Genomic DNA, 19732 nt, shown 5'->3' with positions numbered 1-19732 from the left:
AGCATTGCCGGAGGGTGCTGCATCACGCTCCGGCTAAGAGGTCGTTATTATTTTTGTGCGGATTTGCGGCCATACACCAGCCAGGTAACGAGTACGCAGACGATGTAAAACACGAGGAACACCTTCATGGCGCCGACCGGCGATCCGGTCATCGCCAGCGAGGTGCCAAAGGCTTTGGGGATGAAGAACCCGCCCACGGCACCGATGGCGGAGATAAAGCCCAGCGCGGCAGCGGTCTCGGTCACCGCTTCATGCTGCGCCTGTTCGTCCGTTCCGCCCTGCTGCTTCACGCGGGTAAGGGTGATCTGGCGAAAGATGATGGCAATCATCTGGAAGGTGGAGCCGCTGCCCAGCCCGGCGGTGAGGAACAGCCCCATGAAGACCAGATAGAAGGCGATAAAGCTGCCGGAGCCCGTGCCGGGCAGGGTCAGGAAGATCAAGGCGCTGAACGCCGCCATAAAAATGAAGTTGACGAGCGTAACGCGTACCCCGCCCAGCTTGTCGGAGATCATCCCGCCCGCGGAACGCGCCAGCGCGCCAATCAGGGGGCCAAAGAAGGCGAGGTGAAGGATGTTAACGTCGGGAAACTGGGTTTTTGACAGCATGGCAAAGCCTGCCGAAAAGCCGATAAACGAGCCGAAGGTTGCGAGATAGAGCAGGCTCAGCAGCCACAGGTGAAAGCGTTTTAGCACCGGAAGCTGGCTGGCGATAGAGGCCTTAGAGCTGGCGATATCGTTCATGCCAAAGAAGGCGGCAAGGGTGGCCAGCAGCAGCAGCGGTGCCCAGATCCAGGCGGCATTCGCCAGCCACATCGTGGAGCCGTCATCCTGCGGTACCCCCTGCACGCCCAGGAAGGTAAACATCGGCAGGAAGATCACCAGCGGCGCGATCAGCTGCATCACGCTGACGCCCAGGTTGCCCAGCCCGCCGTTAATACCGAGCGCGCTACCCTGTTTTGCCTTGGGGAAAAAGAAGCTGATGTTGCCCATGCTGGAGGCGAAGTTGGCGCCGGCAAAGCCGCAGAGCAGGGCAATCACGATAAAGACCCAGTAAGGCGTCGCGGTGTTCTGAACGGCAATCCCCAGCCAGACGCAGGGGATAATCAGGATGACGGTGCTCAAAACCGTCCAGTATCGTCCGCCAAATATCGGCACCATAAACGAGTAGGGGACGCGCAATATCGCACCGGAGAGAGAAGGCAATGCCGTTAGCATAAAAAGCTGGTCAGTGGAGAAAGTAAATCCGATTTTATTCAGGTTGACGGCAATCGCGCTAAATAACATCCATACGCAGAACGCTAACAGCAAACAAGCGACTGAAATCCACAGGTTTCGCCGCGCGATATGTTTTCCTTTATTCTCCCAAAATTGCGTATTTTCCGGTTTCCAGTTATTCAACAGATGCGGATTACTCTTCTCACTTTGTTGTGACATATCACCCTCTTGCTTGCCAAGATGAAGATAAAAAACAAATGAAAACAAACGGATAGTTGTAGGTGTGTTGACTGGTTTATTGGATGTTTTTGGATACAACTGAAAGGATAGATAAAAAAACGAACCCTTGAGTTTAGAAAGGAAATAAGGGTTCGCTTAATATGTTACTAATTGTAAGCGCAGCGGTAAATAATACTCCGTCAGGAGTATTAACCCAATTCGAGGGAAATCAGCTTGTCGAGATGCTTATTAAGCGCCGCATCGTCCATCCCGGGCATATTTAATATGGTGATCCCGTCAAGCCCGCAAACCAGCCCGATCAAACGCCAGGCGATATTTTCCGCACGGTCGTTAAGCGTAAAGGCACTGGACTCCGCCCCGGCGCGGATAATCGCCACGGTCTCCTGATGCCACATCTCCATGGTCAGGACATACGCCGCTTTGATTTCGGGGTCCCGGCTGGCGAGAATCTGCGCTTCCCGCCACAGGCGAATGTAGGGCTCAAACCCGCCGTCATCGCTGCCGAGCATGGCGTGAAGCCGCTCGCGCCAGGTAGCGTTTTCACCCAGCATGTCGGCATCCAGCAGCTCGCGGATCAGACGCACAAAGGCCAGCGATTTTAGCTCGCCGCCGGAGGTGAAGTGGTGGTGAACCTGACCGGTCGCGACGCCGGCTTCAGCGGCAATGCGTCGCACCGTCATGGCCGCCAGCCCTTCGGCCAGCGCCACGCGCATGGCGGCCTGTAGGATAGCTTCCCGCCGTTCATCCTTGCTCAGATATGGCATGTTTACTCACTCTCAATGGGAACGAAACGAGTGTAACAAAAAGCTGGACACTCGTTCAACTTTACGTAGGATCGCATTCTGGACATGTGTCCATGTTTAAAAAGAAAAGGAAATTTATGTTTCGTCAGTGGTTAGCGTTAGTGATTATCGTGCTGGTGTATATCCCGGTGGCGATCGACGCGACGGTGCTGCACGTGGCGGCGCCGACATTGAGCATGACGCTGGGTGCCAGCGGTAATGAATTGCTGTGGATCATCGATATTTACTCGCTGGTGATGGCGGGTATGGTGCTGCCGATGGGCGCCCTGGGTGACCGCATTGGTTTTAAACGACTGCTCATGATTGGCAGTACGCTGTTTGGCCTGTCGTCCCTGGCGGCGGCGTTTGCCCCGTCGGCCGGTTGGCTGATTGCGGCGCGCGCCTCGCTGGCGATCGGTGCGGCGATGATCATTCCGGCTACGCTTGCTGGGATCCGTACGCTGTTTGTCGACGCCCGCGACCGTAATATCGCGCTTGGCGTCTGGGCGGCGGTGGGGTCCGGCGGGGCGGCGTTTGGTCCGCTGATCGGCGGTATGCTGCTTGAGCACTTCTACTGGGGGTCGGTGTTTTTGATTAACGTGCCGATCGTGCTGGTGGTGGTTTCGCTGGCCGCGCGTTTTGTGCCGCGTCAGCAGGGCCGCCCGGAGCAGCCGCTGAATATCAGCCATGCCATCATGCTGATTGTGGCGATTTTGCTGCTGGTCTACAGCGCCAAAACCGCGCTAAAAGGCGCGCTGTCGCCGTGGCTGGTTGCCTCCGCGCTGGTGACCGGCTCGGTGCTGCTGTTTGCCTTCGTGCGTATTCAGCTTCGCGCTCGCGTACCGATGATCGACATGCGCCTGTTCTGCCACCGCATCATCTTGAGCGGCGTGGTGATGGCGATGACCGCCATGATTGCCCTGGTCGGCTTTGAGCTGCTGATGGCCCAGGAGCTTCAGTTCGTTCACGGCTTTACGCCGTTTGAAGCGGGCATGTTCATGCTGCCTGTCATGGTCGCCAGCGGGTTCAGCGGACCGATCGCGGGCGTGCTGGTTGGGCGTTTGGGGCTACGCATCGTCGCGGCCGGCGGAATGGGGCTCAGCGCCGTCAGCTTTATCGGCCTGTCGATGCTCGACTTCAGCACCCAGCAGTGGCAGGCGTGGGGGCTGATGGTGCTGCTCGGCTTCAGCGCCGCCAGCGCGCTGCTGGCCTCGACCTCCGCCATTATGGCCGCCGCGCCGAAAGAGAAAGCCGCCGCCGCAGGGGCGATTGAAACCATGTCCTATGAGCTGGGGGCCGGGCTGGGGATCGCCATTTTTGGCCTGCTGTTAACCCGCAGCTTCTCGGCGTCGATTGTGCTGCCGCAGGGGCTGAATGCATCTCTCGTCGACAAAGCCTCGTCATCCATCGGTGAGGCGATGAAGGTGGCGCAGGATCTGACCCCGACCCTGTCGGAGTCGGTCATTGAGGCGGCGAAAAGCGCGTTTATTACCTCGCACAGCGTGGCGCTGGGCAGCGCGGGCGGTATGCTCCTCCTGCTGGCCGTTGGGATCTGGTTCAGCCTGGCGAAGGTCAACCCTCGGTAAATAGCGCAGCAAAACCGGACTGGCGGTTGGCGCGGGCGGGGCAGATGGGCTATGTTTTTTAAAGGATTATCTGACTCTTGCTGGAAAATATGAGCCCGCGCCACAGCAGTGAACCGTCTCAACCCTTCTCCCGGTTAACCCTGCTTGCAGGCGGTGCGCTGGGCGTCGTTTTTGGCGATATCGGCACCAGCCCGCTTTACACCTTCAGAACGGTGCTTTCGCTCTCTGAGCATGACCCGACGCCCGGCGTCATACTGGGCCTGCTCTCCCTGATTACCTGGACGCTCATCCTGGTGACATCCATAAAATATGCCGCCTTCGCCATGCGAATTGATAATCATGGCGAGGGCGGCATCATGGCCCTGATGTCGCTTCTGGTGGAAAAAGGGAAAGGCGGGCGCTGGGTTATTTTTGCCGCCCTTATCGGCGCAGCGTTGATTTACGGTGACGGTGCGATAACCCCGGCAATCTCGGTGCTTTCCGCGCTGGAAGGGCTGGAGATGGTCATTCCTGAATCGCAGCCGTACATATTGCCCCTTACGGTCGCGGTTCTGCTGGCGCTGTTCCTGATCCAGCCTTTTGGTACCGCCCGCATAGGGAAGATATTTGGCCCGGTGATGGCGCTGTGGTTTCTGGCGATTGCCGCGCTGGGCGTCTGGGGCATCATTCAATACCCTTCGGTACTGTTGGCCTTGAATCCGGCTTACGGCATCGCGTTTTTGTTCTCAAACGGGTACACCAGCTTCCTGGTCCTGGGCGGCGTTTTTCTCTGCGTAACGGGGGCCGAGGCTCTTTATGCCGACATGGGGCATTTCGGTAAAAAGCCTATCTGGCTTGCCTGGTACGGCGTCGTTTTTCCTTCCCTGCTGCTCAACTATGCCGGCCAGTCGGCGCTGATTCTGGCGGGTGCCGACAGCAAACAAAATCTCTTTTACCTGCTGTGCCCGCCGGTGCTGCAGGTTCCGCTTATCGTGCTTGCCGCGCTGGCAACGATCATCGCCAGTCAGGCAATTATTACCGGCGCCTTTTCCATGACCCGTCAGGCCATTCAGCTTGGCTGGCTACCGCGATTACGCATTAAACAGACGGCGGCAGAGAGCTACGGTCAGATCTATATCGGGACAATAAACTGGCTGCTGATGGTGGTGACCATCGGTCTGGTCGTGTTCTTCAAATCTTCCGATAAGCTTGCCGCCGCGTACGGCATTGCCGTGTCGTTAACCATGCTGATGACGACGGGGCTGCTGTTTGTCGCCATGCGGGAAATATGGCGCTGGAGCCTGCTCAGCAGCGCGGTCATCGCCCTCTGTTTCTTCGTGGTTGATGCCACCTTCTTATTCGCCAACCTGATTAAGGTCCTGGAAGGCGGCTACATTCCGCTCCTGATGGCGGCCGCCATTTGTACGGTTATGTTAATCTGGCACCGCGGCGTTCGGACGGTCTCCGCGTCGGTGGGTGAGAAGGGCGTCAGCGTGGATGCGTTCTTTGCCCATCTTCAGCAAAAGACGGTGCCCAGAGTGGCGGGCGCCGCCGTATTTTTGACCCGTACCCGGAACAATATCCCGCCGGTGATGCGCTGGCACGTCGCGCGAAACCGGGCGCTCCAGCAGGATGTGCTGTCGCTGACCATTGATATTCTCAACGTGCCCTACGTCGGAGAAGAACAGCGCATCAGCGTGGAGCAGCGCGCGCCGGGCTACTGGCACGGCGTGGCGCAGTACGGCTTTATGGAACACCCGGACATTCCGCGCTTGCTGCAGGGCGTCAGCGAGATTAACGCGCTGTTTGCCACGGATGACGCCACCTGGTATGTCGGGCATGAAACCATTGTGGCAGGCGAAGGCGGGGCCGGAATGGCGGCGTGGCAACGGCACATTTTTGCCTTCATGAAGCGCAACTGCACGCACGTCATCAACCATTACCACCTTCCCAGCGATCGGGTTGTCGAAATCAGCCGGCGCGTTGCCGTCTAGCGCCGCACTTATTTCTCCTGGGCCGCGGAGAGAACGCTGTGTAACAACACGTTCGCCCCTTTCTCCGACCATTCCGGGAGGATCCTCTCCGCTTCGTTATGGCTTATGCCTTTCACGCAGGGGATAAATATCATGCTGGCAGGCGCAATCTTGCTGATGTAGCAGGTGTCGTGTCCCGCACCGGAGACCATCGGCTTCGACGAATAGCCCAGCTTCGCCACGGCCTTCTCCGTGCGAGCCAGGCATTCGGCATCAAACGCGATGGGCGCATAGTCAAAAATGCGTTCAACGGCAGCGGCCACGCCGCGCAGGCTCAGGCTTTCAGCTACCTTATGCAGCGCCGCTTCCATGGCTATCAGCGCCTCCTGCGAAGGATGGCGAAACTCCACGCTGCATACCACGCGAGACGGCACGACGTTGCGCGAGTTCGGCGTAACCTGCGCCATACCGATCGTCGCGCGTCCGTCTGGAGCATGCCGATAGCCAATCGCTTCCACCTTCAGCGCCAGCTCGGCGAAGGCGGTCAGCGCGTCGCGGCGGCTGTGCATCGGCGTCGTTCCGGCATGGGCGGCGAAACCGTCCAGCGTCAGGGTAAACCAGCGCTGGCCCATTGCTGCGCGGACGAGCCCGATATCCAGACCTTCATCTTCCAGAATAGGGCCCTGTTCGATGTGCAGCTCGTAGCAGGCGTGAACCGGAAACGCGCGAGCCGGGATGTCGCCGCGATAGCCTATCGCTTCAAGGGCCTCGCGGACCGTGACGCGCTTGCTGTCCATCCGGGCGTAAGCAAACGCCTCGGTAAGCTGGCCAGCCCAGACGCCTGAGGCGAGCATGGCTGGTGCGAAGCGCGCGCCTTCTTCGTTGGTCCAGTTCACCAGCACAACGTCGCGTTCCGTCTCAACGCGGTGGTCATTGAGGGTGCGCAGCAGCTCCAGCCCAGCCAGCACGCCGTAAACCCCGTCGTAGTTACCGCCCAGCGGCTGGGTATCTACGTGCGAGCCGGTCATGACCGGCGCGAGCGCCGGGTTTTTCCCCGCGCGACGGATAAACATGTTGCCCATGCTGTCGACGTCGCAGGTAAAACCCGCCTCCTGCGCCCAGTCGCGCAGCAGGTTACGCGCAATACGATCTTCCTCGCTCAGCGCCAGGCGGGTCACGCCTCCGGCGGGCGTGCCGCCGATCTGCGCCATCATCTCAAGCGTTGACCACAGCCGTTCGGCGTTGACGCGGATCATGGCTTGTCCTTAGTGCTGCGGTAGCGGAAATCACAGCACGCGCCGCCCTGCATGATGGTGGTGGTCCGGGTCAGCTTCACGTCCGGCGCATAGCCAACGATGAACTTTTCATCGCGCGCGCAGGAGAGCAGGTGGCCAATTTCGCCCAGCCCCATCTCGTGGTACATCTCCGCGTAGCGGCAGCGGGTGACGTTGTAGTTGTACTGCTGGTCGTCGGCGTCGATCACCTTTACGTCGAGGGCGTTATCTTTCTCCCACAGATACTGCAGGGCGATGAAGCTTTTGACGTCCGCGCCGTTGGGCTCTTTGCTGGCAAAGGTTTTGCCAGCGTCAATCGCGGCCTGCTCAATGGCCTCGCCAATCACCGCCTGGGCGCGGGTTTTCCCTATCTCGCGCACCAGGATTTCATAGATTGGCTTAATAATTTCTGCTTCAATTTTGCGGCGGGCGAGAATGCCCAGCTCGTTATTATCACTCATCACATTGCCTCGCTGCGTTACTTCGCTATTGCGCCGCCCAGCACGGTCTGCGGCTGCCATTTGCCGTCGACAACCTTGTAGACCGTGAACGACGGTGATTTCAGGTTGCCCTCTTTATCAAACGCGATCTCTCCTGTAACGCCGGAGTAGCTGATGGCGCGCAGGGCGGGCAGGTAGCCGGACGGCTCCACGGTGTCTGCTTTTTCCATTGCCGCCACCAGCACGCGGGTGGCGTCATAGGCGAACGGGGCGTGCAGTTCGATATGGGTGTGGTAGCGGGCCTGATAGGCCTGTTCAAACGCTTTGCCGCCCGGCATCTGGTCAACCGGCAGGCCTGGCTCCAGGGCGACAACGCCTTCACCCTCTTTTTGCGCCAGATGCAGGAACGTCTGGCTGACGAATCCGCCTGCGCCCATCAGCGTGGCATTCATGCCCAGCTGTTTGATGCGGCGCGCCAGCGGTGCGGCCTGGCTGTCGACGCCGCCGAAGAAGATCAGATCGGCATTTTTACTGCGAATCGCGGTCAGCACGGCGCTGAAATCGACCGTTTTGTCATCCACGTACTGACGATCGACAATCTTCACGCCCTGTGCTTCAAGCGACTTAATAAACTGGTCCGCCAGACCCTGACCAAAGGCGGTACGGTCGTCGATCACCGCAATGCGTTTGGCCTTCAGGGTATTCACCGCGTACTGGCCGGCGAGCTGGCCGCCGTCATCGTCGTGGCCCATTACGCGGAAGCTGGTGTCAAAACCCTGTTGGGTATACGCGTGACCGGTCGCGACCGGTGCCACCTGTGCGATGCCCGCATCGTGGTAAACGCGGGCGGCAGGAATGCTGGTGCCGGTGTTCCAGTGACCCACCACGCCCGCCGCGCCGCTGTCGACCAGACGCTGCGCAACGGCCACGGCGGTGCGCGGGTCGGACTGATCGTCTTCGGACTGCAGCCTGAAGGTCACCGCCTTGCCGCCGATGGTCGGGTGCTGCTTGTTGATGTCATCGATAGCCAGCTGCGCGCCGTTTTCCAGATCTTTACCGATACGGGCAGACGGGCCGGTGAGCGGGCCCGCCAGGCCGATAACCACGGTTTCGCTGTCAGCGGCCCACGAGGACGTTGAGGCAAAACCACCGAGCAGAATAGCGGCGCTGAGCGCACTGATTTTTACTGTTTTCATTGTATTTCCCCGATGTTGGCTGGTGTTGTTAAACGGGCATTTCGCCCAAATAAATCTGTGCAATCTGGTCGTCATCGAGCATCGCTTTCGACTGGCCGTGATGAACGATGCTGCCGCTGTCCATTACCCACGCGCTGTCGGTTACCTCCAGCGCCAGGCGGGCGTTTTGTTCAATAAGCAGCAGGGCGACGCCGCGCTCGCGCAGGCCGGCGATAACGGCAAAAATGTTTTCGACCATCTTCGGGGCGAGGCCCATCGACGGTTCGTCGAGGATCAGCAGGCGCGGCTGGCTGAGCAGGGCGCGGTTAAGGGCCAGCAGCTGCTGCTCACCGCCGGACAGCAGACCGGCAAGCTGGTGCTGGCGCTCGCCCAGACGCGGGAAGCGCTCGAAAATGGCATTCATTTCGCGCTTAACCGTGACAGTGTCACGCCTGAGCCAGGCGCCCATCTGCAGGTTTTCCAGTACCGTCATGCGGGAGAAGATCCCGCGGCCCTCCGGGACCATGACCAACCCGTCGCGAAGCAGGGCGTCAGGGCCGTGTTTGCGTACCGCTTTACCGTTAAATTCAATACTGCCGCTGAAGCTTTCCAGCCCGGTGATGGCGCGCACGGTGGAGCTTTTTCCCGCGCCGTTAGCGCCGATCAGCGTAGCCTGTTCGCCCTCGTGCAGGGTAAAGGAGACGTCGCGTACTGCCTGAATGCCGCCGTAATGCACGTCCAGACGTTGGACCTTAAGTAATTCAGACATGGGCGTTGCCTCCAAGCCAGGCGGCGATCACTAAAGGGTCGCGACGCACGCTTTCCGGCGTGCCGCAGGCGAGCGTTTTGCCGTAATCCAGCACCGTCAGGCGATCGCAGATGCCCATCACCAGCTTGACGTCATGTTCAATCATCAGCAGGGTTTTGCCGTCATCGCGGATGCGGATGAGCAGCTCGCCGAGCGCCACCTTTTCCGCCGCGTTCATCCCGGCGGCGGGCTCGTCCAGCGCCAGCAGGAGCGGATCCGTTGCCAGCGCGCGTGCGATTTCAAGGCGACGCTGGTGACCATAGGCCAGATCGCAGGCACGATAGTGGGCGAACTGCGCAATGCCGGTATAGTCCAGCCAGTGCCAGGCCAGCTCGCGGGTCTGCTGCTCTTCCGCGCGGGCGCGTTTGTGACGGCTCAGCGCGGCCCACAGGCCGTTGCGAGTGCGCACGTGGCTGCCGACCATCACGTTTTCCAGCACCGACATGTCGTTAAAGAGGCGCACGTTCTGGAAGGTGCGGGCAATCCCGGCGGCGGTGACTTTCTCTATCTGCTTCGGGAAATAGGGCTTATCGGCAATCGAAAACTCGCCGCTGTCCGCCGGATAAAGCCCGGTGATCAGGTTAAAGCAGGTGGTTTTTCCCGCCCCGTTGGGGCCGATCAGCCCGTAGATCTCGCCCTTGTTTACGGTAATCGACACATCATCCACGGCAGTCAGCCCGCCGAAGCGTTTTGACATATGGCGTACGGTTAACAGACTCATGCCTTCACCTCCTTGTGGCGTACCGGCCAGATGCCGGAAGGACGTACCAGCATCACCAGCACCAGCGCCAGGCCGTAGAACAGCTGACGTAACACTTCCGGGTCAACCAGCACCGAACCGAACAGCGCCTGCTGAACCGGGGCCGCCTGGCTGCGCAGCAGTTCCGGCAGGGCGGTGAGCAGTACCGCGCCGAGGATCACGCCCGGAATGTGCCCCATACCGCCCAGCACCACCATCGCCAGCACGGCGATGGATTCCTGTAACGTGAAGGATTCCGGGGAGACAAAGCCCTGAAACGCGCCGAAAAGTGCACCCGCCACGCCGCCAAAGGAGGCGCCCATCGCGAAGGCCAGCAGCTTATAGTTACGCACGTTGATGCCCATCGCGCGGGCCACATCCTCATCTTCACGGATGGCGTGCCAGGCGCGGCCAATACGGGAATGCTGCAGGCGCAGGCAGACGAAAACGATCGCGATAATCACCACCATCAGCAGGTAGTACCACAGCCACAGGGCGGGCACTTTCACGCCGAACCAGTGGTATACGCCGCTGAACTTCAGGCCGAACAGGCTGAGCGTATCTACCCCGGTAATGCCCTTGGCACCGTTGGTGATGTTCACCGGACGATCGAGGTTACGCATCAGGATGCGGATAATCTCCCCAAAGCCGAGGGTCACTATCGCCAGATAATCTCCGCGCAGCTTAAGCGTGGGGGCACCCAGCAAGATGCCGCAGACGGCCGCCACGAGCGCGGCCAGCGGAATGATGAGCAGATAAGAGGTGTGCAGTCCGTCCGGGAACCAGACGCCGAGGATCGGGAACACCTCCAGCAGGTGTGGCGACGCCATCAGCGCCGCGAGGTAAGCACCGACCGCGTAAAAGGCGATAAAGCCCATGTCCAGAAGGCCGGTATAGCCGACCACAATGTTGAGCCCCAGCGCCAGCATGATGTAGAGCAGGGCGAAGTCGATAACGCGCACCCAGTAGTTGCCGCCAAGCTGCGTGGCCACCACGGGCGCAACCAGCAGCGCAAGGCAGAATAACGTCATGCCGGACCAGAACTTGCGCGTCGTTGCCGGAGCCTGGAGTTGAAGAGTTGTCATAGTGTCCCTTACGCTCTGTTTGCCACGCGCTCGCCCAGCAGGCCTGCCGGACGGAAGACCAGCACCAGAATCAGCACGATGAAGGCAAAGACATCCTGATAATTGCTGCCGAATACGCCGTGGGTCAGTTCACCCAGGTAGCCCGCGCCCAGCGCTTCGATAATGCCGAGCAGGATCCCGCCAATCATGGCGCCACGAATGTTACCAATGCCCCCCAGCACGGCGGCGGTGAAGGCTTTGATTCCGGGCAAAAAGCCCATCGAGAAGCTGGCGTTGCCGTAGTTGCTGGCCATCATGACGCCTGCCAGCGCGGCAAACGCTCCGCCAATGGCAAACGTCAGGGTAATGATGGCGTTCGGGTTAACCCCCATCAGCGTGGCCACGCGCGGATTTTCCGCAACGGCGCGCATACCGCGACCCAGGCGCGTGTATTCCACCAGCAGCCACAGCCCGGTCATCACCGCAAGCGCCAGCGCCACGGTGACAATGCCGGTGACGGTCACGATGGCGGGCGGGTGCATTTCACTTCCCGACGTAACGGCAATCGGATCCATGGGCAGGATCTGCGGGAACATCAGCGGGTTGCGCGTCCAGATAATCATCGCCACGGTTTGCAGCAGGACCGAAACGCCGATACCGGAGATCAGCGGCGCCAGGCGCGGGGCGTTGCGCAGGCGGCGGTAGGCAAAGCGCTCGACGGCCATGGCCAGCAGGGCGCAAACGGCCATCGACACCGCCAGGGCAACGCCGAGCTGCAACAGCAGCGGCATGAGCGGGAAGGCGGAATTCAGGGCGTTAATGACGGAGAGCGTGGTGAGCGCGCCGACCATCAAAATATCGCCGTGAGCAAAGTTAATAATGCGCAAAATGCCATACACCATGGTATAGCCCAGCGCGATCAGCGCGTAGATGCTTCCCAGCATCACGCCGTTGATCAGTTGTTGTATGAGTGTATCCAACGTTTGTACCCGCAAAGTGCTCTTTCTGCGGCTACCATCTAATAAATGAATTAAATTGTAAAATACGCATCTATTATTTCTTATGATAAATAAATATTGTCTTATCTTTATGATTTATATAAAGATAATGAAAACCTGTTTTTGGGTAAAAAGCCTAAAGAAATCAACATATGAATAAAACAGAACAATCAGTTGGCCTGTCTGCGTATGCAGAAAGTCGCCTGGCAAACGATCCGCCGCTTCGCGCCGTGCGTGCCTTTGAGGCCATCGCCCGGCTGGGTAGCGTCACGCTGGCCGCGCAGGAGCTGGCTATCTCTCCGTCGGCCGTCAGCCATCAGCTCAAGGTGCTCGAAGGGTATCTGCAAATGCCGCTGACGGAGCGTCAGGGGCGCAGGCTGGTTCTGAGCCAGCACGGGCGTGAATACTACCGCTCGATCCGCGCGGCGTTTAACGTGCTGCGCCAGGCGACGGAGCATCTGGCGGAGCAGGCGCAAACGCGCCAGGTCACCATCAGCCTGATACCGCTTTTTGGCATGGGGTGGTTTATCCCGCGTTTGCCTGCATTTATGCGCGCCAATCCGCAAACCGAGATCAATGTGGTGTATGCCAACCACCGTAACTATTTGAGCGACGCGTCGGACATGTCGATTCGTTTTGGTAACGGTCAGTGGGCGGGCTATCAGAGTGAAAAGCTGATTTCCGGGCAGATGGTGCCGGTGTGCAGCCGCGCGTTTTTGCGCGTGCATGGCCATATCGACACCCCTGAGCAACTGCTGCAAATGCCGCTGCTGCACGATGAGGAGCGTACCAGCTGGCCGCAGTGGTTTCAGCTGCAGGGGGTAAAACGTTCTCTACGGCGCAGCGGTCCCCTGTTTGAAGACGGGCTGTTGACGCTGGCGGGCGTGCAGGCTGGTCTGGGCTGCGCGCTGATGCGTGAGCCGCTGATCGCGCCTTATCTCGAAAGCGGCGAGCTGGTGAAGATATTCGACTCACCCATTGACGACGGACGCGACTATTACCTCTGCGTGCGTGCCGATTCAGAGATGACCGAGGACGGTAAGCTGCTGCAAAACTGGCTTCGTCGGGCGGCAGGCGTTGAATCGCTTACGGCGTAAGCAGGCACTGTTTATCCAGCGCTTCAATTTCCGAACCGCTGTACCGCGCGTATTGCCCGGTCAGGCCAAAAAACGCAGGTTGGGTTTCAGTGTAAATTTCCGCGGCGAGCACCAGCCGGCGTCGCTCATCTTCGCCCATTTCAAGCAGCGTCCAGGGAATGAAATAGCGTGACGTTGCGGTCAGTTTGAACCACAGCGGGCAGCCGCAGCCGGGACAAAACCAGCGTTCACCGCGCGCCGATGACGCGAAATGAGAAGGGGCGATGGAGTCTTGCTCAAGAAGCGGTTCGCCCTGCGGCTCAAGATACATGGCAATGCCGCCCGACCACTTCTGGCATTGCGTACAGTGGCATGCGTACACGTCAAAATTGTTGAGGCTCACGCTGAACTGACTCATTCCGCACAAGCAGCGTCCTTTGAATATGTGCATGGCGTACTCCTTTTTGACGCCAGAAATCCGTATAAAAAAAGCCAGCCACATGGGCTGGCCTTTTATCGTGACAAATCTTAGAACTGGTAGGTCAGGCCTACAGCTACGATGTTGTCGGTAGCAACGCCAGTTGCTTTGGTGAAGCTGTTGTCGTCAACCAGGTTGATTTTGTAATCAACATAGGTAGACATGTTTTTGTTGAAGTAGTAGCTCGCGCCAACGTCAACGTATTCAACCAGATCCTGGTCGCCGTATGAACCCAGGTCTTTACCTTTGGATTTCAGGTAAGCGATGGATGGACGCAGGCCGAAGTCGAACTGGTACTGAGCAACAACTTCAAAGTTCTGAGCTTTGTTCGCGATATAACCGTCACCGAAGTTGGTCATGTTGCGGGTTTCAGAGTAGGTAGTTGCCAGGTAGATGTTGTTCGCATCGTATTTCAGGCCAGCAGCCCATACTTCTGCGTTCTCACCGCCAGCGTTAACGGTGTTAGCAACGCGACCTGCAGCAACCTGACGGTCAGTACGGTCAGATTTCGCGTAGGTTGCACCAACGCCGAAGCCGTCCATTTCATAGGTAGAAGACAGACCCCAGCCGTCACCGTTCGCTTCGGTGATGTCATTACGATCGTTTTTACCCTGGTACTGAGCGGCAACGTTCAGACCGTCAACCAGACCGAAGAAGTCGGTGTTACGGTAGGTTGCAACGCCAGTCGTACGGCCAGTCATAAAGCCATCAGTCTGGGTCCAGGTATCGCCACCGAACTCTGGCAGAACGTCAGTCCACGCGCCGATGTCGTAAGCAACACCGTAGTTACGACCGTAGTCGAATGAACCGAATTCGTTGAATTTCAGACCCGCGAATGCCAGACGGGTTTTGTTGCCGTCAGCGCCCTGGGATTCAGAACGGTTGCCTTTGAACTCATATTCCCACTGGCCGTAACCGGTCAACTGATCGTTGATCTGAGTTTCGCCTTTGAAGCCCAGACGAACATAAGTTTTGTCGCCGTCGTTATCAGTATCATCAGAGAAATAGTGCAGACCTGTTACTTTACCGTACAGATCCAGCTTGTTACCGTCTTTGTTATAAACTTCAGCCGCGTTTACAACGCCTGCTGCCAACATGGAAGTCACTGCCACTGCAACTAATTTAAGTTTCATCTTAAATATTCCTTATAATTTTCTTAGGTATTTCCTGAGCCACTTTGAACAATTTCTAAACGAGGCTAATCGTCAATGGCATGCTATTTTTAAAAATCTTGTAGTCCTATTTCAATAATAAGTTTCAAATTATTAGTAATAATTTCAGTTAGTGTGATCGAGATCGGGTAAATGACGGTGAAATGGCGTGAATTGATGAATATTCATTCAATTTTTTGCGTGATTGATTGCTGGTAATATAGTTACGGTGTGGTTTTATAAAAAATGGTAATTATCGGTATTTTCGTTCTTTTGGTGGGACTTGAGTGGCTATTTAAGCCGTAATGCCTTGTTTTAAACCTTTAACGTACGGAATTTCCGTTCTATTAAATGAAATAAACAGAAATACACTATTGCACTTTGTGCTATTAATAGCGTGAGTATTCGCAAGTAACTAATCACGCACCGGTGTCAATTTATGTCAATGGAAGTGAATGGAAATTTACGAAAGGACGCTAATATAAACAGAATCTAAACACGCGCTCTACTGGCCTGACAAATATTTTGGCGTGCGCTCACATATTAAATTTATGTTAATTTTTTGCTGTCGGGATAAATATTACCCGACAGCAAAACTGGCATTATTTTCTGGTGGCGTACCAGCAGAGCAACGACCCGACGCAGACCATCAGCGCGCCTTGCCAGAACGAGAAGGAGAGCGGGGAATTCAGCACTGCGGCGGCAAGTGCGGCTGAGAGGACCGGGGTGAAATAGGATACGGCAGCCAGTACCGTGACGTTACCGTGAAGGATGCCAATATTCCATGCGGCATAACCAAACCCAAGGGCGATTCCGCACATCACGAGTTTTACCACCACCGGAAGCGTGAACACCATATCGGGCTGATCGCTGAAAGCATATTTCACCCACAGACTCAGCGCTGTCAGCAAAACAAACAGGGTGATACCGTTTTGCCCTTTCGCAAATTTACTGGTTACGGTGCAGTAGGCTGCCCAAATAAATGCCCCGGCGAATGCCAGCGCATAGCTCAGCGGACTGGACACGATATTGCGGGTGATTTCATCAAGATGTAACCCCTGTTCGCCCCCTAATACCCAGCAGACGCCCAGCAGCGAGATGGCTAATCCGGGGATCACCCACAGGGTAGATTTTTGACCATTGAACAAAATGGCAAACACAATCGTCAGGCTTGGCCAGAGGTAATTCACCATACCGACTTCAATGGCCTGAGCGCGCGTTGCGGCATAGCCCAGCGACAGCGCCAGGCATATTTCGTAGCTGACAAATAAAACGCTGCCAGCAATAAGATACCGGGGCGAAAACCGCCTGATATCAGGAAATCCTACTGTTACCAGACACAGTAATCCGCTGAGGGTGTATATCATCGCCGCGCCGCCTACCGGCCCCAGCCCTTCGCTCACGCTGCGAATAAGGCCGACCATGGTGCTCCATAACAGTATTGCCGCCAGCCCAATAAGCGTTGCTCTCTTTCTGTCCATGACGTTGCCATTGCAATAAAAATCAGAGGGAAAATGTAGCGCATTCATCCTGACGCTGTCGCGAATTATTCTCTTAAGCCGTTAATCAAAAAGGGGTATTTAACCGTACCGGAGGTGACTATTAAGGGGGGGAAGGGAGATGACCTTGATTTGACGCAAAAAAAACAGGGGCATTGCTGTTAGTTTGCGCCACGAAGTCTTATCAGATAACGAGGACAACAATGGACGTCAGCCGCAGACAATTTTTCAAAATCTGCGCGGGCGGTATGGCCGGAACAACAGCCGCTATGCTGGGATTTGCGCCCAAAATGGCACTGGCTCAGGCACGCAACTATAAGCTGCTGCGCGCGAAAGAGATCCGTAACACCTGCACATACTGCTCCGTGGGTTGTGGGCTTTTAATGTATAGCCTGGGCGATGGCGCGAAGAACGCCAGAGAAGCGATTTACCACATTGAAGGGGACCCGGATCATCCGGTGAGCCGCGGCGCACTTTGCCCCAAAGGGGCGGGTCTGCTGGACTACGTGCACAGCGAAAACCGCCTGCGCTACCCGGAATACCGCGCGCCGGGCTCTGACAAATGGCAGCGTATCTCCTGGGATGAGGCCTTCTCCCGTATTGCAAAATTAATGAAGGCCGACCGCGACGCCAACTTTATTGAAAAGAACGCGCAGGGCGTGACGGTCAACCGCTGGCTCTCCACCGGGATGCTATGTGCCTCAGCGGCAAGTAATGAAACCGGCATGCTGACGCAAAAATTTGTGCGCTCTCTCGGCATGCTGGCGGTAGATAACCAGGCACGCGTCTGACACGGACCAACGGTAGCAAGTCTTGCTCCAACATTTGGTCGCGGTGCGATGACCAACCACTGGGTTGATATCAAAAACGCGAACGTCGTGGTGGTGATGGGCGGTAACGCCGCTGAAGCCCATCCGGTGGGGTTCCGCTGGGCGATGGAAGCGAAAAACAACAACGATGCGACGCTTATCGTCGTCGATCCGCGCTTTACGCGTACGGCATCGGTGGCGGATATCTATGCGCCTATTCGCTCCGGCACGGACATTACGTTCCTGTCCGGCGTACTGCTGTACCTGATTGAAAACAACAAAATTAACGCGGAATACGTTAAGCATTACACCAACGCGAACCTGCTGGTGCGGGATGATTTTGCCTTCGATGACGGGCTGTTTAGCGGCTATGACGCCGAAAAGCGCCAGTACGATAAGTCCTCCTGGAACTATCAGTTCGATGAGAACGGCTTCGCGATGCGCGATGAAACGCTGACGCATCCGCGCTGCGTGTGGAACCTGCTGAAACAGCACGTGTCACGCTATACGCCGGACGTGGTGGAGAACATCTGCGGCACGCCGAAAGCGGACTTCCTGAAAGTGTGTGAAGTGCTGGCCTCTACCAGTGCCGCTGACAGGACCACGACGTTCCTGTACGCGCTGGGCTGGACGCAGCATACCGTCGGCGCGCAGAACATCCGCACCATGGCGATGATCCAGCTGCTGCTCGGCAATATGGGCATGGCAGGCGGCGGCGTGAATGCCCTGCGCGGTCACTCCAACATTCAGGGCCTGACCGACCTCGGCCTGCTGTCCACCAGCCTGCCGGGCTACCTGACGCTGCCTTCGGAAAAGCAGGCGGATCTGCAAACGTACCTGGCGGCGAACACGCCAAAAGCGACGCTGCCGGACCAGGTGAACTACTGGAGCAACTATCCGAAGTTCTACGTCAGCCTGATGAAATCCTTCTACGGCGACGCGGCGCAGAAAGAGAACGACTGGGGCTATGAGTGGTTACCGAAGTGGGACCAGGCCTACGACGTTATCAAATATTTCAACATGATGGATAAGGGTAACGTCACGGGGTACATCTGCCAGGGCTTTAACCCGGTGGCCTCGTTCCCGGATAAAAACAAAGTGGTTCGCAGCCTGAGCAAGCTGAAGTACATGGTCGTTATCGACCCGCTGGTGACCGAGACCTCCACCTTCTGGCAAAACCACGGGGAATCGAACGATGTCGATCCGGCGTCGATTCAGACCGAAGTGTTCCGCCTGCCGTCCACCTGCTTCGCGGAAGAGGACGGCTCCATTGCCAACTCTGGCCGCTGGCTGCAGTGGCACTGGAAAGGTCAGGACGCACCGGGTGAAGCGCGCAACGACGGCGAGATCCTGGCCGGGATTTACCATCGCCTGCGCGAGATGTACCGCACCGAAGGCGGCAAAGGCGCTGAGCCGCTGCTGAAGATGAGCTGGAGCTATAAGCAGCCGGATCATCCTGAGTCGGAAGAGGTAGCGAAGGAAAATAACGGCGTGGCGCTGGCCGATCTCTACGATGCGAACGGCAATCTGGTGGCGAAGAAAGGCCAACTGCTGAACAGTTTTGCGTTGCTGCGCGATGACGGGACTACGGCCTCTTCCTGCTGGATTTATACCGGCAGCTGGACGGAGCAGGGTAACCAGATGGCCAACCGCGATAACGCTGACCCGTCCGGGCTCGGCAATACGCTGGGCTGGGCATGGGCGTGGCCGCTGAACCGCCGCGTGCTGTACAACCGCGCGTCTGCGGACGTCAACGGCAGGCCGTGGGATCCGAAGCGCATGCTGATCCAGTGGAACGGGGCGAAGTGGACGGGGAACGATATCCCGGACTACAACACCGCCGCGCCGGGTAGCAATACCGGGCCGTTTATCATGCAGCCGGAAGGGCTGGGACGCCTGTTTGCCCTCGACAAGCTGGCGGAAGGGCCGTTCCCGGAACACTACGAGCCGATGGAAACGCCGCTGGGGACCAACCCGCTGCACCCGAACGTTATCTCCAGCCCGGTGGTGCGTATCTACGAAGACGACGTGCTGCGCTTAGGCAAAAAGGACAAATTCCCGTACGTGGGGACGACCTACCGCCTGACCGAGCATTTCCACACCTGGACCAAGCACGCGCGGCTTAACGCCATCGCGCAGCCGGAACAGTTTGTGGAAATCAGCGAAACGCTGGCGAAAGCGAAAGGGATTGCCAACGGCGATCGCGTGAAGGTGAGCAGCAAGCGCGGGTTTATTCGCGCGGTGGCGGTGGTCACTCGCCGTCTGCAAACCCTGAACGTGCACGGTCAGCAAGTGGAAACCGTCGGTATCCCGCTGCACTGGGGCTTTGAGGGGGTGGCGCAGAAAGGCTACATCGCCAACACCCTGACGCCAAACGTTGGCGACGCCAACTCGCAAACGCCTGAGTACAAGGCGTTTCTGGTCAACATCGAGAAAGCGTAAGGAGC

16 protein-coding genes are annotated in these 19732 nt (G+C 57.7%); 4 read left to right on the top strand and 12 right to left on the bottom strand.

Annotated features, from left to right (window positions below; all coding sequences use genetic code 11):
- Positions 1-47: 47 nt before the first annotated feature.
- Positions 48-1433 (bottom strand): NarK family nitrate/nitrite MFS transporter, encoded by a 1386-nt coding sequence (locus tag ACWHWP_RS12530; protein WP_447855726.1) that lies wholly within the window; start codon positions 1431-1433, stop codon positions 48-50.
- Between the two features lie 209 nt (positions 1434-1642).
- The gene (locus ACWHWP_RS12525) at positions 1643-2218 is read right to left on the bottom strand and encodes a TetR family transcriptional regulator (RefSeq protein WP_063431939.1); all 576 of its coding nucleotides are present in this window, start codon (positions 2216-2218) and stop codon (positions 1643-1645) included.
- Positions 2219-2334: 116 nt separating this feature from the next.
- Here ACWHWP_RS12525 and ACWHWP_RS12520 point away from each other — a divergent pair, with 116 nt between their 5' ends.
- Complete coding sequence (locus ACWHWP_RS12520; protein WP_059309977.1) at positions 2335-3822, top strand: MFS transporter; 1488 nt, start codon at positions 2335-2337, stop codon at positions 3820-3822.
- An 89-nt stretch (positions 3823-3911) separates the two neighbouring features.
- Complete coding sequence (locus ACWHWP_RS12515; protein WP_447855725.1) at positions 3912-5795, top strand: potassium transporter Kup; 1884 nt, start codon at positions 3912-3914, stop codon at positions 5793-5795.
- 8 nt (positions 5796-5803) lie between these two features.
- Here the strand turns inward: ACWHWP_RS12515 and ACWHWP_RS12510 are convergent, their stop codons facing one another.
- The 7 genes from ACWHWP_RS12510 to ACWHWP_RS12480 are packed head-to-tail and all read right to left on the bottom strand — an operon-like array spanning position 5804 to position 12254.
- The gene (locus ACWHWP_RS12510) at positions 5804-7030 is read right to left on the bottom strand and encodes a Zn-dependent hydrolase (RefSeq protein WP_447855724.1); all 1227 of its coding nucleotides are present in this window, start codon (positions 7028-7030) and stop codon (positions 5804-5806) included.
- Complete coding sequence (locus tag ACWHWP_RS12505) at positions 7027-7509, bottom strand: L-2-amino-thiazoline-4-carboxylic acid hydrolase (protein ID WP_447855723.1); 483 nt, start codon at positions 7507-7509, stop codon at positions 7027-7029. Before ACWHWP_RS12505 ends, ACWHWP_RS12510 begins: the two co-directional genes overlap by 4 nt.
- A gap of 17 nt (positions 7510-7526) precedes the next feature.
- Positions 7527-8684, bottom strand: coding sequence for a branched-chain amino acid ABC transporter substrate-binding protein (locus ACWHWP_RS12500; protein ID WP_447855722.1), 1158 nt, complete (start codon positions 8682-8684; stop codon positions 7527-7529).
- A gap of 28 nt (positions 8685-8712) precedes the next feature.
- Positions 8713-9432, bottom strand: a complete 720-nt coding sequence (locus ACWHWP_RS12495; protein ID WP_047348405.1) for an ABC transporter ATP-binding protein — start codon at positions 9430-9432, stop codon at positions 8713-8715.
- Positions 9425-10192, bottom strand: a complete 768-nt coding sequence (locus ACWHWP_RS12490) for an ABC transporter ATP-binding protein (RefSeq protein WP_447855721.1) — start codon at positions 10190-10192, stop codon at positions 9425-9427. Before ACWHWP_RS12490 ends, ACWHWP_RS12495 begins: the two co-directional genes overlap by 8 nt.
- Positions 10189-11295 (bottom strand): branched-chain amino acid ABC transporter permease, encoded by a 1107-nt coding sequence (locus ACWHWP_RS12485; protein ID WP_447855720.1) that lies wholly within the window; start codon positions 11293-11295, stop codon positions 10189-10191. Before ACWHWP_RS12485 ends, ACWHWP_RS12490 begins: the two co-directional genes overlap by 4 nt.
- A gap of 8 nt (positions 11296-11303) precedes the next feature.
- Positions 11304-12254 carry a branched-chain amino acid ABC transporter permease gene (locus tag ACWHWP_RS12480; RefSeq protein WP_059309984.1) on the bottom strand — a complete coding sequence of 317 codons (951 nt, stop codon included), beginning with the start codon at positions 12252-12254 and terminating at the stop codon, positions 11304-11306.
- Positions 12255-12424: 170 nt separating this feature from the next.
- Between ACWHWP_RS12480 and ACWHWP_RS12475 the strand changes: the two genes are divergently transcribed.
- Positions 12425-13369 carry a LysR substrate-binding domain-containing protein gene (locus ACWHWP_RS12475; protein ID WP_059309985.1) on the top strand — a complete coding sequence of 315 codons (945 nt, stop codon included), beginning with the start codon at positions 12425-12427 and terminating at the stop codon, positions 13367-13369.
- Here the strand turns inward: ACWHWP_RS12475 and ACWHWP_RS12470 are convergent.
- The 3 genes from ACWHWP_RS12470 to yddG all read right to left on the bottom strand — a co-directional run bounded on the left by ACWHWP_RS12470 (position 13359) and on the right by yddG (position 16458).
- Positions 13359-13799 (bottom strand): GFA family protein, encoded by a 441-nt coding sequence (locus ACWHWP_RS12470; protein ID WP_059309986.1) that lies wholly within the window; start codon positions 13797-13799, stop codon positions 13359-13361. The two genes, ACWHWP_RS12475 and ACWHWP_RS12470, sit on opposite strands and share 11 nt — an antisense overlap.
- A 77-nt stretch (positions 13800-13876) precedes the next feature.
- The gene (ompC, locus tag ACWHWP_RS12465; RefSeq protein ID WP_047348410.1) at positions 13877-14959 is read right to left on the bottom strand and encodes a porin OmpC; all 1083 of its coding nucleotides are present in this window, start codon (positions 14957-14959) and stop codon (positions 13877-13879) included.
- Positions 14960-15579: 620 nt separating this feature from the next.
- A complete protein-coding gene (gene yddG, locus ACWHWP_RS12460; RefSeq protein ID WP_447855719.1) occupies positions 15580-16458 on the bottom strand; it encodes an aromatic amino acid DMT transporter YddG in 879 nt (292 codons plus the stop codon).
- A gap of 221 nt (positions 16459-16679) precedes the next feature.
- Here yddG and fdnG point away from each other — a divergent pair, with 221 nt between their 5' ends.
- Positions 16680-19727: a formate dehydrogenase-N subunit alpha gene (gene fdnG / locus ACWHWP_RS12455; protein WP_447855718.1), complete on the top strand. Its 3048-nt coding sequence runs from the start codon at positions 16680-16682 to the stop codon at positions 19725-19727.
- Positions 19728-19732: the final 5 nt, after the last annotated feature.

Source organism: Enterobacter sp. WI-ESBL-E8 (genome assembly GCF_053364895.1).
The sequence above is the reverse complement of the archived record's forward strand: the minus strand, read 5'-3'. Positions and strand labels throughout refer to the sequence as shown.